Annotated in this window: 16 protein-coding genes and 1 other RNA gene; 3 read left to right on the top strand and 14 right to left on the bottom strand. The window is 42.7% G+C overall.

Annotated features, from left to right (window positions below; translation table 11 throughout):
• Positions 1–126: 126 nt before the first annotated feature.
• The gene (locus CZ794_RS14060) at positions 127–288 is read left to right on the top strand and encodes a hypothetical protein (RefSeq protein WP_179207248.1); all 162 of its coding nucleotides are present in this window, start codon (positions 127–129) and stop codon (positions 286–288) included.
• A gap of 123 nt (positions 289–411) precedes the next feature.
• On the opposite strand, the gene CZ794_RS05185 is transcribed toward CZ794_RS14060, so the two are convergent.
• Positions 412–1,095 (bottom strand): YoaK family protein, encoded by a 684-nt coding sequence (locus CZ794_RS05185; RefSeq protein ID WP_087040688.1) that lies wholly within the window; start codon positions 1,093–1,095, stop codon positions 412–414.
• 115 nt (positions 1,096–1,210) lie between these two features.
• Positions 1,211–2,020 (bottom strand): enoyl-ACP reductase, encoded by an 810-nt coding sequence (locus CZ794_RS05180; RefSeq protein ID WP_087040600.1) that lies wholly within the window; start codon positions 2,018–2,020, stop codon positions 1,211–1,213.
• 314 nt (positions 2,021–2,334) lie between these two features.
• Here CZ794_RS05180 and folE point away from each other — a divergent pair, with 314 nt between their 5' ends.
• Positions 2,335–2,931, top strand: coding sequence for a GTP cyclohydrolase I FolE (gene folE / locus CZ794_RS05175; RefSeq protein WP_179207247.1), 597 nt, complete (start codon positions 2,335–2,337; stop codon positions 2,929–2,931).
• A 126-nt stretch (positions 2,932–3,057) separates the two neighbouring features.
• Here the strand turns inward: folE and CZ794_RS05170 are convergent, their stop codons facing one another.
• From CZ794_RS05170 to ffs, 11 genes are all read right to left on the bottom strand, one after another.
• Complete coding sequence (locus tag CZ794_RS05170) at positions 3,058–4,362, bottom strand: iron-containing alcohol dehydrogenase (protein WP_087040599.1); 1,305 nt, start codon at positions 4,360–4,362, stop codon at positions 3,058–3,060.
• Between the two features lie 324 nt (positions 4,363–4,686).
• Positions 4,687–6,357 carry an ABC transporter ATP-binding protein gene (locus CZ794_RS05165; protein WP_087040598.1) on the bottom strand — a complete coding sequence of 557 codons (1,671 nt, stop codon included), beginning with the start codon at positions 6,355–6,357 and terminating at the stop codon, positions 4,687–4,689.
• Between the two features lies 1 nt (position 6,358).
• On the bottom strand, positions 6,359–7,390 hold the full coding sequence (locus CZ794_RS05160) for an ABC transporter permease (protein ID WP_373407897.1): 1,032 nt from the start codon (positions 7,388–7,390) through the stop codon (positions 6,359–6,361).
• A 41-nt stretch (positions 7,391–7,431) separates the two neighbouring features.
• Entirely contained in the window at positions 7,432–8,499 is a 1,068-nt protein-coding gene (gene yejB / locus CZ794_RS05155; RefSeq protein WP_087040596.1) for a microcin C ABC transporter permease YejB, read from the bottom strand.
• A 127-nt stretch (positions 8,500–8,626) separates the two neighbouring features.
• Positions 8,627–9,406, bottom strand: coding sequence for a hydroxyacylglutathione hydrolase (gene gloB, locus CZ794_RS05150; RefSeq protein ID WP_087040595.1), 780 nt, complete (start codon positions 9,404–9,406; stop codon positions 8,627–8,629).
• A 108-nt stretch (positions 9,407–9,514) separates the two neighbouring features.
• A complete protein-coding gene (locus tag CZ794_RS05145; RefSeq protein ID WP_087040687.1) occupies positions 9,515–11,347 on the bottom strand; it encodes an extracellular solute-binding protein in 1,833 nt (610 codons plus the stop codon).
• 260 nt (positions 11,348–11,607) lie between these two features.
• Positions 11,608–12,741, bottom strand: coding sequence for a 3-phosphoserine/phosphohydroxythreonine transaminase (serC, locus tag CZ794_RS05140; protein ID WP_087040686.1), 1,134 nt, complete (start codon positions 12,739–12,741; stop codon positions 11,608–11,610).
• A 150-nt stretch (positions 12,742–12,891) separates the two neighbouring features.
• Positions 12,892–13,788 (bottom strand): hypothetical protein, encoded by an 897-nt coding sequence (locus CZ794_RS05135; protein ID WP_087040594.1) that lies wholly within the window; start codon positions 13,786–13,788, stop codon positions 12,892–12,894.
• Between the two features lie 111 nt (positions 13,789–13,899).
• On the bottom strand, positions 13,900–16,857 hold the full coding sequence (locus CZ794_RS05130; protein ID WP_087040593.1) for a M48 family metalloprotease: 2,958 nt from the start codon (positions 16,855–16,857) through the stop codon (positions 13,900–13,902).
• A 39-nt stretch (positions 16,858–16,896) separates the two neighbouring features.
• The gene (locus tag CZ794_RS05125) at positions 16,897–17,493 is read right to left on the bottom strand and encodes a LemA family protein (RefSeq protein ID WP_087040592.1); all 597 of its coding nucleotides are present in this window, start codon (positions 17,491–17,493) and stop codon (positions 16,897–16,899) included.
• Positions 17,494–17,688: 195 nt separating this feature from the next.
• Positions 17,689–17,785: signal recognition particle sRNA small type (gene ffs, locus CZ794_RS05120), an RNA gene on the bottom strand.
• A gap of 269 nt (positions 17,786–18,054) precedes the next feature.
• On the opposite strand from ffs, the gene CZ794_RS05115 reads away from it, so the two are divergent.
• Positions 18,055–18,768 (top strand): SIMPL domain-containing protein, encoded by a 714-nt coding sequence (locus CZ794_RS05115; RefSeq protein WP_087040591.1) that lies wholly within the window; start codon positions 18,055–18,057, stop codon positions 18,766–18,768.
• Positions 18,769–18,930: 162 nt separating this feature from the next.
• Here CZ794_RS05115 and CZ794_RS05110 read toward each other — a convergent pair whose 3' ends face one another.
• On the bottom strand, positions 18,931–19,650 hold the full coding sequence (locus tag CZ794_RS05110) for a DUF4124 domain-containing protein (RefSeq protein ID WP_087040590.1): 720 nt from the start codon (positions 19,648–19,650) through the stop codon (positions 18,931–18,933).
• Positions 19,651–19,814 lie beyond the last annotated feature (164 nt).

The raw sequence follows: 19,814 nt of genomic DNA, 5'->3' as shown, positions 1-19,814 counted from the left end.
CTTTGGCTTATAAAAATTACATAAAGCATTCAAACAATTATCATTCAGACCTATACAAGCCAAAATCGATGTCACATAATTATAAGGTTGAGCAAAAACACTAATAGAGATGACTAGGAGTATGCTATGCCAAACGATAACAAAACAGATTCGACGACCAAAATGGCGCCAAAAGATATCAACCAAGATGGCCTTGCCAAAAAAGATCAGCAGCGCACGGATGATTCGATGCTAGATATGATGCAAGGTATGCATGAACATGAAGATCATGAACAAGAAGATAAATAATAGTTTGGGTAAGTAGAGAGTAGTAAAATAAACAGCTAGAGCATTAAACTTTAATACTCAGTGTTTGAAAGGATACTCTTGAAAAGCGTTTTCAAGAGTATCTATATAGAAAGTATGTCCTTCTTATATTTCGATTGGCTGTCTTTTTTCTGGTAACTTTTGCAGCATAGCGCTATATAAAATCGCTGTTGTCGAAACAATCATGATCGGCATAAATAATGCCCTATATTGAAATTGACTATATAACAGTGCACCTAAGACGCTGCCGCCACAAAAACATTGCCAAATAATTAATTGAAATGTCAGCTTTGGTTTATCGATAGAGCGGCCAGCAATCCAGTTACCAATGGCATGACCCACATCTGAGGTCAAACCTGTCAAATGCGTGGTTCTAATAGCAGACGCGCTATAAGTGGCCACCATCACATTCTGCAATCCGCAAGCCATGGCAGCTGTCAACTGCCCTATATTATTTTCCTGCTGGTATAACCAATAACTGAGTATCAGTAATACCGCTTCAATACTAAGCGCAAGACTGTAACGCTTGCCAAGCTTTAATGACGTTTGACCGATGATAACACCGCTCAATATTGCCCCTATTAAAAAAGTTAATAATGTTGCACCAATAAACAAAATACTGCGCATATCTAAAGCAGCGATAGCGGTTGCAAATAAGCTTACATTCCCAGTCACATGAGAGACTGATAAAGTCGTGAATCCCATTAACGCAATTGTATTTACGCAACCTGCACTCAATGCCAGTAGCGCCCCACCCCACATTATCCATTTTGGTAATTTAGTTATCATATGTGTTGTCCAAAAATCAGTGCCAAACCATCTATCATTTGGCCAAAAAGGCAACACAGTTGCCTTTTATATTAAATTAAGTTAAACATTTACAATAACCAATGGGGTTAAATGGTTATTGCTTTGGTTCGTCGAGCAACATCAATTGTTCACTAATTGCAACAGTATTAAACCCTGCATCAACAAACATAATTTCACCAGTAACCCCAGATGCCCAAGGTGATAATAAAAATAGCGCAGCATTCCCTACTTCATTCTGAGTGACGTTGCGCTGTAATGGTGCAATCTTTTCGCTGATGTCGAGCATCTTACGAAATGATTTTATACCGCTGGCAGCAAGTGTACGAATAGGACCTGCTGAGATGGCATTGACACGAATACCTTCGCCGCCCATAGAAGTCGCTAGATAACGCACGCTGGCTTCAAGACTGGCTTTTGCCATACCCATGACATTGTAGTTCGGTAATACCGAGATACTACCTTCATAAGTCAACGTCAACATAGAGCCATGACGCATTGCCAATAACTCACGTGCTGCTTTGGCTAATGCAACAAAACTATAGCTTGAGATATCATGAGCAATATGACTGCCCTCACGAGTGGTCGCATTCACAAAATCACCGTCTAGCTGATCCATGGGTGCAAAACCAATCGCATGAACGACACCATCAATACCATCGCCCCAATGCGCTTTCACTTGCTCGAAGCAGGCAGCGATAGAATCGTCTGATGCCACATCACACTCTAATACCAAGTCTGCTTCGAATTGTTCCGCCGCCATATCGACACGCTTCTTAATTTTGTCGTTTGGATACGTCAAGATAAGCGACGCACCTTCACGATGTAGTGCTTCTGCGATAGCCCAAGCGATAGACAGCTTACTTGCAATGCCGGTCACAACAAATCTTTGGCCTTGTAGCAACATAGTATTCCCTTTTTAGTCGATAAAAGTTGTTTAATTAATGTGTTTTAATATAACTGTAAGTTCACTACAGTGTAAGAAAGCAAAATCTTTTACATTATACATAAAATATTTTAAGTGTACATTCGTAAACTATTACAACTTACGATATTGATAAATATTCATTAAAAATTTAACTGCCACTACAGCAGTATGAAGTTAGTCAGATTTCAAGTATAATCACAACCCTCCCCAGCTTGCACAATTTTTATAAAAATCCTTTACATAATAGGATTTAGCGTTAAGCTACACCCACATTTTGGATGGCTGCCAAACTTATGAGTAACACCCCAACTATAACATCAGATTACCAAGAAAGCGTTGAATCATATCGTCAACTGATTGGCTCAACTGGCGAGGACTTAGAACGTCCGGGTCTTGAAGAGACGCCAATGCGTGCCGCAAAAGCCTTTGCTCACTTAACACAAGGCTATCATCAAAGCTTGGATGAAGTTGTCAACGACGCCCTATTTCCATCGAGCAATCGCGAGTTAGTATTGGTACAAAATATTGAATTCTACTCCTTGTGCGAACATCACATGTTACCTTTTCATGGTATCGCACACATAGGCTATTTGCCCAATGGTCAGGTATTGGGTTTGTCAAAATTTGCTCGTATTGTCGATATGTTTGCCCGTCGTCTTCAGGTTCAAGAAAACCTAAGTGATCAAATAGCGCAAACCATTATGGACGTGACAGGCTGCCGCGGTGTGGCTGTTGTGATGGATGCCTCGCATATGTGTATGATGATGCGTGGCGTGAATAAACAACAATCTACTACCCGCACCACTTCAATGCTGGGTGAGTTTGTTCATGACAATCAAGCACGAATGGAATTTTTGACGGCGATACCTAGACGTCAACCAGCGTTTTAAATAACTGGTTTTGACCTTGCTCAAAATAAGTAATTCAAACAGATCACTATTATCATTTAAGTCATTACCATACTAAAAAGGACAGAGTATCTCAGCGATACTCTGTCCTTTAATCCCTACCTACTCTTAAGCAACCTTGTCGCTTGTCTCTTCATTATCTGAAAGCCCATCACTCGCCTGCTTGATTTTCATTAAAATATCTTTTATCTCAGATGCCGACATATAAGTCGGAACCGCATAGGTATCACTGACCTCTTTGGCAGCCGCTTTAGCAATCTTATCAAAGTCGCTGACCTGCATCCCTTTGACAGTTGGATTGATCCCTACGATTTCAATCAAATTACGTACTTGGGTAATAAGATAATCGGTTAGGTTACTATCATTCGTTTGACTGTCTTTCACGATACCCGTTCTTTTGGCCAGTGCCGCCAATCTCTTTTTGCTAGAATCACGGTTTACATCAAGTATATAAGGCAACACGATAGCGTTAGCGCGACCATGAGGGATACTATAGTGCGCGCCTAACTGGTGAGCAATGGCATGTACATAACCTAGACCAGCCTTGTTAAATGCGATGCCGCCATAATGTGCTGCTATTCCCATCTCTTCTCTGGCTTTTAAATCACTGCCGTCTTTATAGGCCAATGGTAAATAATGCATCACGGATTTGACAGCAGAGGCGGCATAATAATCTGTTTCCACACTCGCATTCACACTCATCCATGCTTCTAATGCATGCGTCAGCACATCAATCCCAGTGTCTGCTGTGATATGTGCTGGCATGCCTTTCATAATGATAGGATCAATAGCGGCGGCTAATGGCACCATTCTTGGGTCGATAGATAAGGCTTTTTGATGGGTTTCGTCATCTGATACTACCGCGCCTAGTGTCGCCTCTGAACCTGTGCCCGCCGTTGTAGGAATACAATATAAAGGGGTTGCAGGTTTTCTTGCTTTAAGTATACCGATAAGCTTTTGGGGAGCACAATCATTGCCTTGTGACATCGCAATCATCTTAGCCGCGTCAATTACTGAGCCACCGCCAATAGCAACTATCGAATCACACTTGGCTTCCAACGACTGGCGTAGCCCTTCTTCAACGACCTTAAATGTAGGGTCTGGCGTCACGCCATCATAGACGGTATAACTGATATTGTGCTGATCCAAATAATCAGTGACTCTAGTCGGCACACCCAGTTTATTGAGCACCGCATCAGTGACGATAAAGACATTGGTATTGCCTTCATTGATGAGCATATCGCACAGCTCATCACAAGAAGTTTCACCAACAAATAACATTGGTCTTCTGATAGGTATGACATAAGAAAACGCTTTTAGTACTTTGGCACGGGTCTTAGCAACTGCCAAATAACCAGCATGCTGTAACCCATTCATACTTACCAATTTAGCCATACTGTTTTGTTTTTTCATGGGTACAAAATCCTTTTTAACAATGTTAACCATAGCAATGGTGACTATTTACTCAACCATTTATGCTTTTGATTGCACCAACAATAACATCAGCACAATCATTCATTTTATCGAGCAATGGCTTCAACTCATTGTACCACCGCCATTTTGAGTATGTCGTTATTATTATGAAGGGCCATGCTCTGATTGTTATAAGATTCTAACTCACTATGATGCCGTGGTTTCGTCAAATCATTTGCATGAAGTAATCAAATTTTCACTTACTGACCACTACTGATTGTCTTAATCAAACTACTTTCTATTAAGACAAGAATTTTGCTTAGGCTAAATAATACCTGCCTGCAATAACTTTTTTGCATAGGGATGTTGCGGTCTATTGAAAACGGTTTCGGTATCACCAAACTCGACGCATACACCATTTTTTAACACCATCACCTGCTGACATAATGCACGCACGACCTTTAGATCATGACTAATAAACACGTAGCTGATGTTCAATTTTTCTTGAATTTCTCGTAATAATTTGACCACCGTCACTTGCGTTGTACTATCAAGCGCAGAGGTGGGCTCATCCAAGATCAATAAGCTTGGCTTCATGATGAGTGCTCGTGCCAAAGCCACACGCTGACGCTGACCGCCTGATAGCTCATGTGGATACCGCTGCGCAAACTCTATAGGTAAATGTACGGTAGCAAGACTTTCCATCACTGCCTGCTGACGAGCCACTTTGTCAACGCCTTGCACCAGCAATCCCTCTTCAACTATTTGCAATACGGTCATACGAGGATTGATACTGGCAAATGGATCTTGAAACACCATTTGAATCTGGGAGCGAAAGGCACGTAGCGCTTTTTTGGGCAATGTTGAAATCTCTTGTCCATTAATCTGCATTTGACCGCTCACACGTGCTTGATTACTGAGTAACTGACTGAGTGCAAGGGCAATGGTCGTTTTGCCAGAGCCAGATTCTCCAACAATTCCCAGCGCTTGCCCTTTTTTTAGACTCATACTTACATCTTTGACTGCATCAAACCAGCGTTTCGTACTACCAAACAAGCTTTTTTCGATTGGAAACTGCACTTGTAAATGATTGACTTGCAGTACTGTCACATGCTGGCTCTGCTCATCAGTACGTAACGTCAATGCCTGCCCAAAATCTTGCTGGATAAGCGTACGCGTATATTCTGCCTGAGGCTGATTAAATACAGCGGCCGTTGGCCCCTGCTCAATCGTCTGTCCTTGACGCATGACAATAACCTCATCACTATAACGTCTGACCAGATTTAGATCGTGACTGATGAGCACCATTGCCATGTTATGTTGATGCTTAAGGTCATCTAATAGCTCAAGTATTTCATGTTGCAAAGTCACATCAAGCGCGGTGGTTGGTTCATCAGCGATCAATATATCGGGCTGCTGTGCCAACGCCATGGCAATCATCACACGTTGCCGCTGACCGCCTGATAGTTCATGTGGATAGCGTTTGAGCTTATCAGTAGGATCAGTAATATTGACGTCGTTTAGTAAAGCAATGCTTCTGTCTCGCCATGATTTTTTGGGTACACCGCTTAATCGCAGTGATTCAGCGATTTGCTTGGCAACGGTATGTAATGGATTCAATGCCGTCATTGGCTCTTGGAAGACCATACCAATGCGCTGTCCGCGAATAGCGCGCAATGAAGCATTACGCTCGCGGCTATTCACTATCGGCAACGCAGTCATGCCTACATCATTTACCAGTTGCACCTCACCACGAATCGTCAGATTTTCTGGTAATAATCCCAATAGCGCAAGACTGCCAATGGATTTGCCAGAGCCTGACTCGCCAACGATGGCTAACGTTTGTCCTTGTCTAAGCTCGTAAGAAAGTTGATCAACGAGTGTGACGTTGGCAGGAGTCACGATACTGAGCTTATCTACCATGAGCACAAGCCTATTTTTTTCACTTGTATGGTTGGCCTTAGAGCGGTCGTCTTTTGCGGTAGTCGTTGTCATATTAAGAGCGCCTCGGATCAAACGCATCACGCAGCGCTTCGCCAACGAAGATAAGCAATGATAAGATAAAAGTTAAGCTAAAAAAGCCTGACAATGCCAACCAAGGCGCATCAAGGTTATTTTTGCCTTGTACCATCAGCTCACCGAGTGATGGTGAGCCAGGTGGCAACCCATATCCTAAGAAATCTAGCGCGGTCAACGCAATAATATTGGCCGTTAGGATAAATGGCAGCTGTGACAGACTTGAGGCCAGTGCATTTGGTAAGATATGTCTCAGCATAATTTGGCTATCTGACACGCCAAGATTTCGGGCAGCACGCACATAATCAAAATTACGCGCTCGCAAAAACTCCGCTCTGACCAGACCCACCAAACCCATCCAACCAAACAAAAGCATCATGGCAAATAGCATCGTGATACTGGGACTAAACAAACTGACTAGGATAATAATCATAAAAAGCTGCGGCATACCGCCCCACACTTCCATAAATCGCTGACCCGCCAAATCTACCCAGCCCCCGTAATATCCCTGTATCGCTCCAACGACAATGCCAATCAGCGCGCCTGCAAGCGTCAACGCCAGACCAAACAATAGTGACACCCGCAACCCATAAAGTATTCGCGCCAGCACATCACGGCCCAAGTCATCCGTACCTAACCAGTTCTGACTATTGGGCGCTGCTGGATACGGTAGACCAAGCTCGACATTTGGCGTCTGATCCGCAAAAGGAATCGGCGGCATGACATAGTAGCCTTGATCATTAATCAGGGTTTGTACCGCTGGATCTTTATAGTTGGTTTCAGTCTCAAAAACGCCCCCAAAAGTGGTTTCTGGATAGGCTTTCAATATTGGGAAATAGTAATCATCTTGATACTGCACCAGCAACGGTTTGTCATTGGCTATCACATTGGCTGCCATGCAAATCACAAATATCAGTGCAAAAATAAATAACGATATCATGCCAAGACGATTGCGGCGAAAGCGACCTAATCGCGCTTGCCAGATAGGATTCAGACGGCGCTTCTTTTGCATAGAGACAGAAGATGCCATTGAGATTGGTGGATGACTTGACATTAGCGCCCCTCAAAATCGATACGAGGATCAATCAAATGATAACTTAAATCACTGATTAACTGTAATAACAGCCCCACCAACGTAAAAATAAACAGCGTACCAAATATCACGGGATAATCACGCTGCTGAATGGCTTCAAAGCCCAGTAAACCCAAACCGTCAAGTTTAAAAATAATCTCTATCAGAAAATTACCGGCAAAGAAAATACCAACGATAGCGGCTGGAATACCGGCAATAATGATCAACATCGCATTGCGAAACACATGCCCATATAGAACCTGTCGCTCATTTAGACCTTTAGCACGAGCGGTGAGTACATATTGCTTACCCAATTCTTCTAAAAAGCTAAACTTGGTTAAATAGGTCAAGCCTGCAAACCCGCCAACCGTACTTGCCAGAAGTGGTAATGCCAGATGCCAAAAATAGTCTTTTACCTTACCCAGCGCGCTTAATTGATCAAAATTCTCGGATGTTAGGCCTTGCAAAGGAAAAATATTCCAGTAACTACCGCCTGCAAAAAACACCAAGAGTATAACGGCAAATACAAACACAGGAACCGCATGACCAATAGCGAGGAGCATAGCAGTAATTTTATCAATACCTGAACCATGATGCATGGCTTTATACACACCAAGTGGAATGGCAATCATATAAATGAGCAGCGTACTCCAAAGCCCAAGTGAGATTGAGACTGGTAGCTTCTCTATAATAAGATCTGTTACAGGTTGTCCCTTAAAAAATGACTCCCCAAAATCAAGCTGAGCATAGTTTTTTAGCATGAGCCAAAACCGTTCAGGGGCAGACTTGTCAAAACCATACTGTGCGTTGATCGCAGCAACCATGTCTTCAGATAAGCCGCGAGTGCCCTGATAGGTACTGTTGCTACCTGAACTGCCTGCACCAATGTTTCCGCTCAGCGCGTTATCTTTTGCGCTTTGCTCGATAAGTGCCAGTTGTTGTTCTACAGGGCCACCAGGCGCTGCTTGTACAATCACAAAATTTGCCAGCAATATCAAAAAAAGCGTCGGCAATATTAGCAGTAACCTTTTTAAGATATAACGACCCATAATGATAGCTTCCTAAGGTAAACATACAACAACAGAGAAAATGGGTAGCTCGCTTTTACCAAGTCTGTATAACCATCCATGACACCGCAAGTACAGACATAGGGGTTTAAGAATCAAACATAAACGTTTAAAAATTATTTTTGAGCTCACGCAGAGCAGCAAACACAGTCAAAGACTTCTCATCAATAATGTCCGTTTTAGACTTGACCGCTGCTATTACACTCGGCTCTTGCGCCCGCAAAAACACATTTACCGCGCGCTCGTGCTCCAAGGTAACAGGTAAACTTGGTAGCCCTTGATCGGTCTTATCTTGTGTTTGTACCAGCGCCTGCGCCATTGCCTCATTGGTAGGCTCGATAGACAAACCAAAACGTAAGTTGCTTGCCGTATACTCATGAGCTGGATAGAGTAGCGTCTCATCTGACAAACTGTCCAAACGCTTAAAGCTGTCATGCAATTGTTCAATCGTACCAGTAAAAACGCGCCCACAGCCAGCGCTAAATAACGTATCACCGCAAAAGCAATAATGACGTCCTTCGATATCTAAAATATAGGCCACATGGCTTTGGGTGTGACCAGGCACCTCCCATACTTGAGCCGCGCAGCCCCAAGCGCTCACTGTGCTACCTTCTTTTATCGTCTGGTCTTCATCCACATTGTGCTCTGCATGAGCAACCAAATGCGTCATAGGATAAGACTCTTGTAGCTCTGCGACGCCGCCGATATGATCATGGTGGTGATGCGTGGTCCAAATTGAGGTTAGCTCCAGCTCATTTTCTTCTAAATAAGCAATGACAGGGGCCGCTTGACCGGGGTCTATAACGATCGCTTGTTTATTGTTTTCATTGATTAAGGTCCAAATGTAATTGTCATTGAAAGCCTTAATAGGGTGAATACGGATACTCATATTAAATCCTTACCAGTCGTTATTATTATTGCTCATATTTTTTATACAAATACTTATGTATAGTCGAATCATTTCAAAGGCGATACGCTCCTTACGCGCAGCTCTGATTTACTGCTTCAAGTAATTATTGACGCGTGCTTCTGCCGCTTTGTCCGTCCACCAATAATCGATCCCAACCGCATTGGTCGGCAGTTTTTTGGCATGGCGATATTGATCCCAATAAGCGACATTGGTGCCAGACTTACCGTATAAGGGCACCACGTAATAGCCTGCTCTTAATAGACGATCAAGCACATGCGTATAAAGAACAATCTCATCACGATTATGAGCATTGCCAAGCTTTTTAATAATCGTGTCAATCACTGCATTTTTGATACCAGCGGTATTACTGTTACCCATTTGGTCAGCCGCCTCGCTACCCCAAAAGCCAGCTTGTTCTGCGCCAGGAGACAAACTTTGCGCGAAGACATTAACCATCATGTCATAATCAAAACGACGCGTACGCTCATAGTACTGGGGGCCATCGACTTGACGTAGCGTCGCATCAAATCCCAAACGCTTCAAATTACGAATATAAGGCAGCAGTACACGTCCCATCGTTTCGCCTGTCATCAAGATTTCAATCTTGGCAGGTTGACCATTAGGTTTATACAACTTCATATCTTTATAGTAAAACCCAGCATCCAATAATAATTGCCGTGCAGCGAGCAATCCTTGACGATTAAAGCCACTACCGTCACTGGTTGGCAGCTGCCACTTTGCTAATACAGCCTGACGTTGTATTGGTTCGAGCTTAGATAATAATGGGCGAAGCACCTTCATCTCTTCGCTCGATGGTGTGCCTGTAGCAGCAAGCTCCGAACCATGAAAGAAGCTTTGCAAACGTTCATACTGACCATGAAATAACGTCTTGTTCATCCACTCAAAGTCATAGGCAGCACTCAATGCTTGACGCACACGAATATCTTGGAAGATCGGTTGACGCATATTCATGACCAGCGCTTGCATGGGGACTGGATTTTCACTGCTGATGGTTTCTTTTTTAATCATGCCAGCCTCGACTGCTGGAAAAGTATAGCCTGTCGCCCAGTTGGAAGCTTTGTTTTCGGGACGAAAGCGATATTGACCAGACTTAAACCCTTCAAAAGCGATCTCATCACTCTGATAATAGACAAACTTAATCATATCGAAATTATAGCGACCGCGATTGACCATCAAATCCCGTCCCCAGTAGTTGGGATCACGCACATAACTGACTGCTCGGCCTGCATCGACGCGCCCAATTTTGTAGGGACCACTTCCCATTAACGGCGTCAACGTTATCTTCTCAAAATCTTTATCGATAGAAGACTTGGCAAATATAGGAAACTGTCCGACAGTGAGTAGTATCTCTTTATTATCGCTTGAGGCAAAAACAAACTTTACTTGTTGTTTACTAATTACTTGCACTTCGCGAATATCGCCCAAATAACTTCGAATATACATAGGCCCTTTGGTTAACAGGGCATCAAATGTCGCTTTGACATCGCTACTGGTGACAGGTGAACCATCCCAAAACCGTGCTTTAGGATTGACATGGTAAATAATCCAACTGGTATCCTCTGGGTCATAAGTGACCTTATTTGCCAACTGCGGATACATGGTGAACGCTTCGTTCAATGATCCAGTCATCAAGGTATCATAGAGATAATCAGTTCCAATCATAGCCACACCAGTGGTCATCCATTTGTTTGCACTGTTGAAAGTACCACGTGCATCCAATGAAAGCGTGCCACCTGTTGGGGCATCTGGATTGGCATAAGGCATATAAGACGCATTGATATACTCAGTCGGGCTATTGTGCCCTAATGCAGTGGTGGTTATTGGTGCAGCCAAACTCACTGGTATCGAGCTTATAGCAATGGTGAGCATGGCGGTTTTTAGCAGGGCATTTTTTATCATCATAACGTTACCACCAGCCTCCAAACGACACCAATGAATGTATTGAGAATTTATTGAAAAATTAAAATTTTATCGAGAGTGAGTAAAAAAGAGCAGCGCCATAAAAATTCATCATAACAAACTTAGGTTTTTTAACCTAATGGTTTGCCATGCTAAGTGTAGACTCAAAGACACCAATCTCTTAAAAGATTGGCGCAAACTCAATAAAAAAGACGCAATCCATAAGAGATGCGTCTTTTCGTTTTACGGCTTATACATTCTTAAGCATACTTTTTTTCAAACGCTATCATGAAGTCAACCAGTTGCTGTACCCACTCTAGAGGCACCGCATTGTAAATACTGGCACGCATACCGCCAACATCGCGATGACCTTTTAAATTGAGCAAGCCTGCTGCCTTTGACTCTTCTAAAAATACTTTATCAAGATTGCTGTCAGCCAATGTAAATGGCACATTCATAATAGAGCGATATTGAGGGGCAACTGGATTGTTATAAAAACTGCTGTCATCAATGGTTTTATATAATAAATCTGCTTTTTGTTGATTGACTTTCCCAATAGCAGCGACACCGCCTTGCTCTTCTAGCCAATCGAAAACCAATCCTGCCAAATACCAAGAGTAAGTGGCTGGCGTGTTTGACATAGATTCTTTTTCGGCCTGATGCTCATAGTTTAGTAGCATAGGGCACCACTCGCTTGCTTGCCCCAATAAATCTTCGCGGATAATAACAATAATCAATCCTGCAGGGCCGATATTCTTTTGTGCACCCGCATAAATCATCCCAAACTTAGACACATCAATCGGCTGTGACAAGATACAAGACGACATATCAACAATGATTGGCGCATCCACTGTCGGTGGCTCAAATATCTGTAACCCGTGAATGGTTTCATTGGCACAATAATGAAAATAAGCGGCATCTTCGCTAAGATTCCAATCGCTTTGAGCTGGCACATCAGTGAAACTGCTGTCTGTACCAGTTGCCACAAGATTCACCTCACCAAGACCAAGATTGGCATAACGTTTGGCTTCTTTGATGGCTTTACCTGACCATGTTCCTGTTGTTAGATAGTCGGCACGCTTACCATTTAGCAAATTTAAAGGAATCGCTGAGAACTGTAAGCTGGCACCACCTTGTAAAAATAACACCTTATAATTATCTGGAATGTCCATCAATGAGCGCAGTTTGGCTTCAGCCTTATCGGTAATCTCAATGTACTCTTTGCTACGATGACTGACTTCCATTACTGACACACCACTACCTTGCCAGTCAAGCAGCTCTTTTTGAGCACGTGACAATACGGCAGTCGGCATCGTGGCTGGCCCTGCAGAAAAATTAGGTACACGGTGAGGAGCCGTATCCGCTTCTGGTGTCGCTGTTGTATTCGTAGGCATTGAGTTTGTAGACATGGCTATCATCCTAGATATAAAAAGATTAATCGTTGTTGGTTGGGACTCAAACGTAATTATTAAACCACCTTAAAAAAGGTCTTATATTTTTGTATTGACTACGGCGTATTATATATAAAACGGTCAAATCGCTCTTTATCCATCAGAGAGCTGCTCCCAAAATTGACGTTTTAAACGGCTATCAGCGAGCATCTCATCTAATGTAGGTACAGTAGTCAAGTTCGGATGCTCAAGTCCGTCAGGTAGCGCTGTCAATGCAGCCACTTGTATGTCCTCACTTCTTCCTATTTTGAAGACATAGCCTGCCAGACTGGCATTAGCAAGCTCAGCCGTATCCATACCGTCACAGATCGGAAATGATGTGGTCTCGCAGGTTATCGACAGCGCTTGCGTGATATTACTCCACAGCTTTTGGCTGTTTTTATTTAGAGCTTGAATATCAACCAAAACCACCCAATTGCCATAGCGACCACCTTGTAGATTAAATGGTGCAACTTTGAGACTATTGTCAGAATAACCGTCCGTTGACTGAACTTGTTTATCAAAAGCGGCTGCTGGCCGTTCTGTTCTCTCGGCAAGAGGCTTGACAGCCGTATTAGGATTAACTGTATCGGGGGTAACTGTATCAGTGTTCGTCGTATCAAAACGATACGTGACTGGATTTGGTTCAGACGGTGGGCTTAACGTTGTGTCATTATCATCAAAGTAATCACTGTTAATAGACGCATTGCTTATTGACGCACTGTTCACAGCGCTATTGTTTAAAGCGGCGGTCTCAGCAGCATCCATAGCTGATACATCGTTATTTACATCATCATCGATACTTGATTGTTCAACATTTAGTGATTCAATGGCGGTATGAGAAGACACTGACTGAACTACCGTATCAACGATGACAGGTGCAGAAATATTGGCAACATTGATGGTGTCTGAGCCTGATTGCACCCATTGATTAATACCCATCATTGCCAAAATCTGACGCTGCTGCATACGATGTTGCAATACAATTAGCGGGTCTTGGGTATCACTCATGCGTCTTTACTATCCTGCTAATATCAAATGGGTTTTTATTGCAAAGAAGATCTAACACCTGTAGTACTTTGGCAGTCCAACCTTTACTGTACAAATGATGCGCCATATCGCTCAAAAAAGCTCTCGAACGCCTAGCCAATGCTCTGACAATAATACCAAGCAGTCGTACTCATCTTGGCTGACTATCGTATCGTGTAACATCATCGTATGCAATGTACTTAGCCACTGCCTATAATCATTATAGACGTAAGGATGAGCAGTGCTATCAGTATGCTCATTATAATCTATTTGAAGACCATTCTGTGGTTTCTCTTGGTCACTATCATATTGATGACTTGCACTGATAGGCGCTATAAAAATAGGCACTGCCTGTATCAACGCCAATAATTGTACACCATTTAAGCTTTGGGCTGTCAACAACAACCACTGCAAATTGGCATCACTGACCGTTGCTAGATCAATATCAATCAAGCGTGCATGGCGTCTTAAATCTACAATATAGTGAGCCACACTGGGATGGTTAAAATATAGAGTCGAGCTATCCAATGCCGATATCATCTGACCTTTGATATCTTTTGATAAGCGATACGCCAATAATATCAAAATCGCTTGCCTAGCAACGCATAGCGTCTCAAATATCTGACCCGAAGGATCAAGCTGGATCAGAATACTGCCTCTACCCGCTTGCAATGCTTGTTGCCATGCCGCTTGTGCGACAGGCTGTTCATGGTTTAAAACACCAAACAAGCTAGGTAATAGTAGTTGCATGTGTAATGCTTGCCACAAGGATAACATTGAGGGCGCATTGTCTTCTAAAAGAAAGAGTGTCGGTTGAGGCGTGCCGCTAACAGATTTATCGCTTAATACCTGATGAGCAAACTTTTCACTCAAATCAGTGGTGAGTTGTCTTTTGAGTAAGGCTAACATTCCTTCCTGATAGCGCTCAAGCATGGTACGACATTTTTTTTGCCGTATGTAATACTGATAGCTAGGGTTATCAGGCTGGTTTTCATATTTTAATCGCAGCGCGTCAATGGCGCTTTTAGACAAATCGTAGTTGTTTAATTGTTTTATGGCCAATGTAATCAGCGTACTATCCAAACGTCGATCAAGGCTGGCAACTTTTTCTAACAATTCACTGTCTATCTTATGCGGTAATATTTTTGCAGCGTTTGCCATCGCTTCTATAGCGTTATTATCCGTGCCAACAGGCATCGTCGGTAATTGATACCAAATCGCTGTCAAATCATAACTTATCGCTGTCGATAACATCTGACCTTGATGACATAACATGACCGCCTCAATAAGTGCCTGTGCGCCCAGCGGATGATGACTATGATCGATTATATATTGCGGTAGTGCGGCTCTTTTTACGTCTTCACTAGTAACCAGCTTTGTATTAGGCAATTCGCTATGCGATTTTGCTTGCCAAGGTTTTAATAACTTTTGACTATCCGTATCTAATGTACTTACTTGCAAGCGTCCATCGACGATGACATCGGTTTCTGTGACGAACTCAAGCCCTGACTCATGCTCCAAGAGAGTCCCAGAAGACACGCCTGAGCCACTATCATTAGTATTGTTTGGGGTTTGGAGTAATTGCTCGTCAGCTGGAGTTTTGATTTTTTGATTGCTAGATAATATTTGCGATTGTAAGGCTGTGTTTTCTTGGAATCTTTTGCTTAGGCTATTTTTTTCTGTTGCTTCCCAATTACCCAATCGACGCTGCTCATATATTTGCTTTATTTTCTGCTGATTGAGCTGTTTTTCTTTAGCAATTTTTATGGCAAAACTGTGGTAAGCACTGGTATTAATCGCCGTCATACGTTCGGCCAGGCTGGGATGGGTCGCAAACCATGACACATCGCCCAAATCAGCACCGCTACTGGCAAAAAAGAAATGACTGAGGCCATTGAGATTGCCGATACCTGTCAAACGTGAGCCGATTGCATCTTGATGAATGGCTTTTAAGGTTTCTATGATGGCAGGTGATCGCGTCAGCTGCACACTGGTTGCATCCGCCAGTAGCTCACGCTCACGGTTAAAACTGTGTTTAATCAGCTGAGCACTGGCCATACTTGAGAAGCTAAACGCATGTAATAACAATGCCCACACACTACGTGATGTTGACCAATCACTAGCCGCTCGATTGGGTAACCACCTCGACTGCTGTTTGGCTTGTGATTGCTGTCTTTGTGACTGTGTTTGCCAGTAGGCAATCCAATCACTGTGACTTTTAAAGTTATCAGTCTGTGCCTCAGTACGCCTTGCATGAGTGTCCACAGTACGTTGCGACATTTGCGATAAAGGCACGTGGCGACTGCCTGCACTCTCAAAGTAGTCACTTGAGTTGTTACGGGAACCAGTATTATTAAAAGGATCGCTCCAATCATATAATATCTGTAAGCCTGCAAGCACGACCATTAGCTTCAGATTGAACCTCGCATCACCGTGTAGTATGTGACCGTATTCATGCCCAATGAGTCCGTACAATTCCTCATCAGACAATTTATCCAGCGCCCCTTGCGTCACGACAAGCACCATATCCTGATGATGACGACCAGCGACAAAACCATTGATACCTTGCTCATAAGGCAATACATAGAGGATAGGCATAGGCACACCTGAAGCAATGGCTAGCTGCTGGGCTATCTCATAATAACGACGATACACAGAGGGCAAATCGCGCTCATCTCGTACCGCTATATGACGGGAGCTGTAGCGCACTTTTTGCATAGGTATATGCTGATGAGCAATCCCGCGACTCTGCTCCCACTCGTCTTGACTGCGATCAATAAATAGTCTCACCGCCCCTACTCTCTGAGCGATCGCGCGGCCACCTGCCTTTAGACGACGATACTCTAAAAAGCTACCACCGATAAAGGTTCCTAATATCCATATCGTGACCAGCACCAATACCCAATGATAAATACCGTCCGTAAACAGCGTCAACAGTAATGCCATAACAGCAAGCGCTACTGCCATATGGGCAAACACAATAATAAAAAACAGTCCGTACAGCAATAAGCTGCGCTTAGTGCGTATTCGCTGGGCACCAAAAAAATCCATCTATTTGTCCGACCTCAAAATAATCGAGCACATTTAATATCAGCCCATATTGACAACTGGTGCTTGAGCAATGGTCTTTCTATCTTCGAAAACTAACGGACTCAAAGGACGAAACCCGAAGGTTGTGCTAACTAGATTATTTGGGAAGACCTCACGATCATTATTGTAAAACATGACACTATCATTGTAATGCTGACGTGCAAAACCAATACGGTTCTCAGTATTGGTCAACTCATCCATCAGCTCTTTAATCATGCTGTCAGCTTTTAGCTCAGGATAGGCTTCCACAACAGCGGAAAACTGCCCCAAGGCCTTAGACAACATATCTTCTGCTTTGGCAAACAAAGCTATGTGCTCAAGCGAATCTGGCTGATGCTTACTTGACTCTTGCAAACTTTGGGCATGGTTACGCGCCGCAATAACGCGAGTCAGTGTCTCTTGTTCGTGAGTCAAATAACGTTTGGCTGTCTCAACCAAGTTTGGAATCAAATCATGACGGCGTTTAAGTTGCACATCGATTTGCGCAAAACCATTTTTTGCTTGATTGCGCGCACGCACCAATTTATTAAAAATCTTAACCCCAAATACTACTATCAGTACAACAAAGGCGATAAACAACCAAGCAAACATCTTCATAGTCAGATTCCAAAACGTTTAGGGTTAACAAAAGTTAGCACCTTTTATTTTAACTCATCTTAGTCAATGTCATCTTGCTATTAGACAAAATTTTTCGCAAAAAAAAAGCCCTTTACAATGAAGGGCTTAATATAATATATGCGTGTTGCTCATAATTTTTGACACAAGCATCAAATTTTAGGCAAAAAAAAGCGACTCCAAAAGCAAATCCTCGGCACACATTGTGGCTATTACCGTTGCTACCTTCCGGTCCTGGCGGGATTCATAGAACAATGTTGCGAGGCTACCAATGGAGCCACCAGTCGCAAATTATACAAGAATTTTTTAGCATTGCAACCCCTTTCTCCAAACTATTTGTTTTATTGCACAAGAAAAATAGTAACCATAAGTGACAAAATTCTAACAGCAGCCTTCTAAAATTTTGTTATTTTAGTTCAGGAAGCTGGACACACATGGTCTATCTAATAAATGGCCATCTAACAAATAAAATGAACAGCTTTCAACAATTACATAAGTTTTATCGGACTAAAACTTATATTGACATTAATTTAGGAGATATTTATGAAAACAACTTTACTTAACCAAGCAGCACTGACGACTGGTACGGCGCTTCTATTAACGGCTATGATGGGCGGCGCGCACGCAGAGACCACTGGCTATGACCAGCTTACTTTTCAAGCAGAAGTAAAAGAAGAAGTACAAAATGATGAAGTACGTGCCAGTCTATACAAAAAAGCTCAGGCAACGGATTCTAAAACGCTAGCGACCACGCTTAATACGACCATTAACAATGCAATGAAAATTGCTAAGCGCTATCCTAGCGTTACGGTCAGTACAGGCCAACAAACCACCTATCCTCGCTATGACAAAAATGACAAAATCATCGGCTGGACTGGACAAGCCAATATCGATTTGAAAAGCACAGACTTTGCAGCAACGAGCCAGCTTATTGCAGACCTGCAAGAAACGCTCGTGATGGACAATTTGACTTTTGGGGTTTCAGACACTAAAAAAGATGCTCTAGAGCAAAAACTGATGACGGACGCTTCTCGCGCCTTTCAACAACAGGCCAAAAACCTAACGCGTGCATGGGATGCTCGTGGATATCGTGTGGTCAATGTCAATTTAAATACAGGTAATAACTACCCACGCCCAATGTATAGTGCAATGGCTATGAAGGCTGAATCTGCTGATGCTGTGCCAAGACAGAACTTTGAATCTGGTAATAGCACCATCTCTGTGACCGCGAATGGTACGATTGAGCTGACCAAATAAGTCACTCCTTATTTGAAGCAAGTTGAAGTCTTTATAACAAAGAAGGCAAGCACTGTAAAAAGCGCTTGCCTTCTTTTTTTAAGTTTATCTAATATAGAGCGCAAATAATATTGAGGTATCAATAAGCGATTTGACAAGATTTGACTACTTTTAAAAGCTGCCTTAAGGGTTAGCCGCTTGTTTTTGGCGCATTTTTAACATGACTTTTTGATGCCATGGCAAATTTTGATAGGCCAACAGTTGCTTCGCTATTTTCTTTTTATTTTGTAATGCGGTCGTGTTTTGAATGACATAGACAGTACGCGTCACTTGCTGGACAACTCCGCCTTTCTGATTTTTTACCACTGCTTTTATATTATGCGCACCTGGCAAAATATCGATGGTTGCAATCGAGGCAGTCAATCCTTGTGCGACTTCCTTATTATCAAAATAGATGCTAATTGTATCGCCTGCCTGTAGGGCTGGCTTGATTTGCACATTTACATCGATATTTTGCGCTGGACGACGGTAGGCACGCTCTTCGCTCGGTTCTGCAATGGTAATCTGATAATTCACTTGTACTTCGGGTTTAGTATTTGTCACAGGCTTGGTGGTATTTTGCTGAGTATCAGATAACTGATTACTTGTCGTATTGTTATCTAATCTGTTGGTCTCATTACCTGTGGTGATAGCCATTTCAGTCACCCTCTTGCCCACTTGCTGCTCATGGTTCTGAGGACGGTCAGTAAACGTTACTTGACCTGTCTTTTCATCGACAACTTTATAAATAGGTGCAGCGGTTGCCATGGTCATATAAAAACTGGCAGTACTAATCATAAAACCGGATAATAAAATTTGCGGCAACTTATTATTTAAAACGGTATTTTTCATTAAAGAAGTCATGGTCAGTTCACCTTGCTGGTATGTGTTATGAATAGCATGATCGATATTATGCGGTACTTTTGCGGTGAAATCAGTAGTGAATGTAGAGAAACTTCGCTTATCCATTTATACTATGAGTGATTAAAAATATAAAAAAACCAGCTAAGATTCACTTAGCTGGTTTT

Source organism: Psychrobacter sp. JB385, assembly GCF_900163785.1.
GTDB lineage: Bacteria > Pseudomonadota > Gammaproteobacteria > Pseudomonadales > Moraxellaceae > Psychrobacter.
The sequence above is the reverse complement of the archived record's forward strand: the minus strand, read 5'-3'. Positions and strand labels throughout refer to the sequence as shown.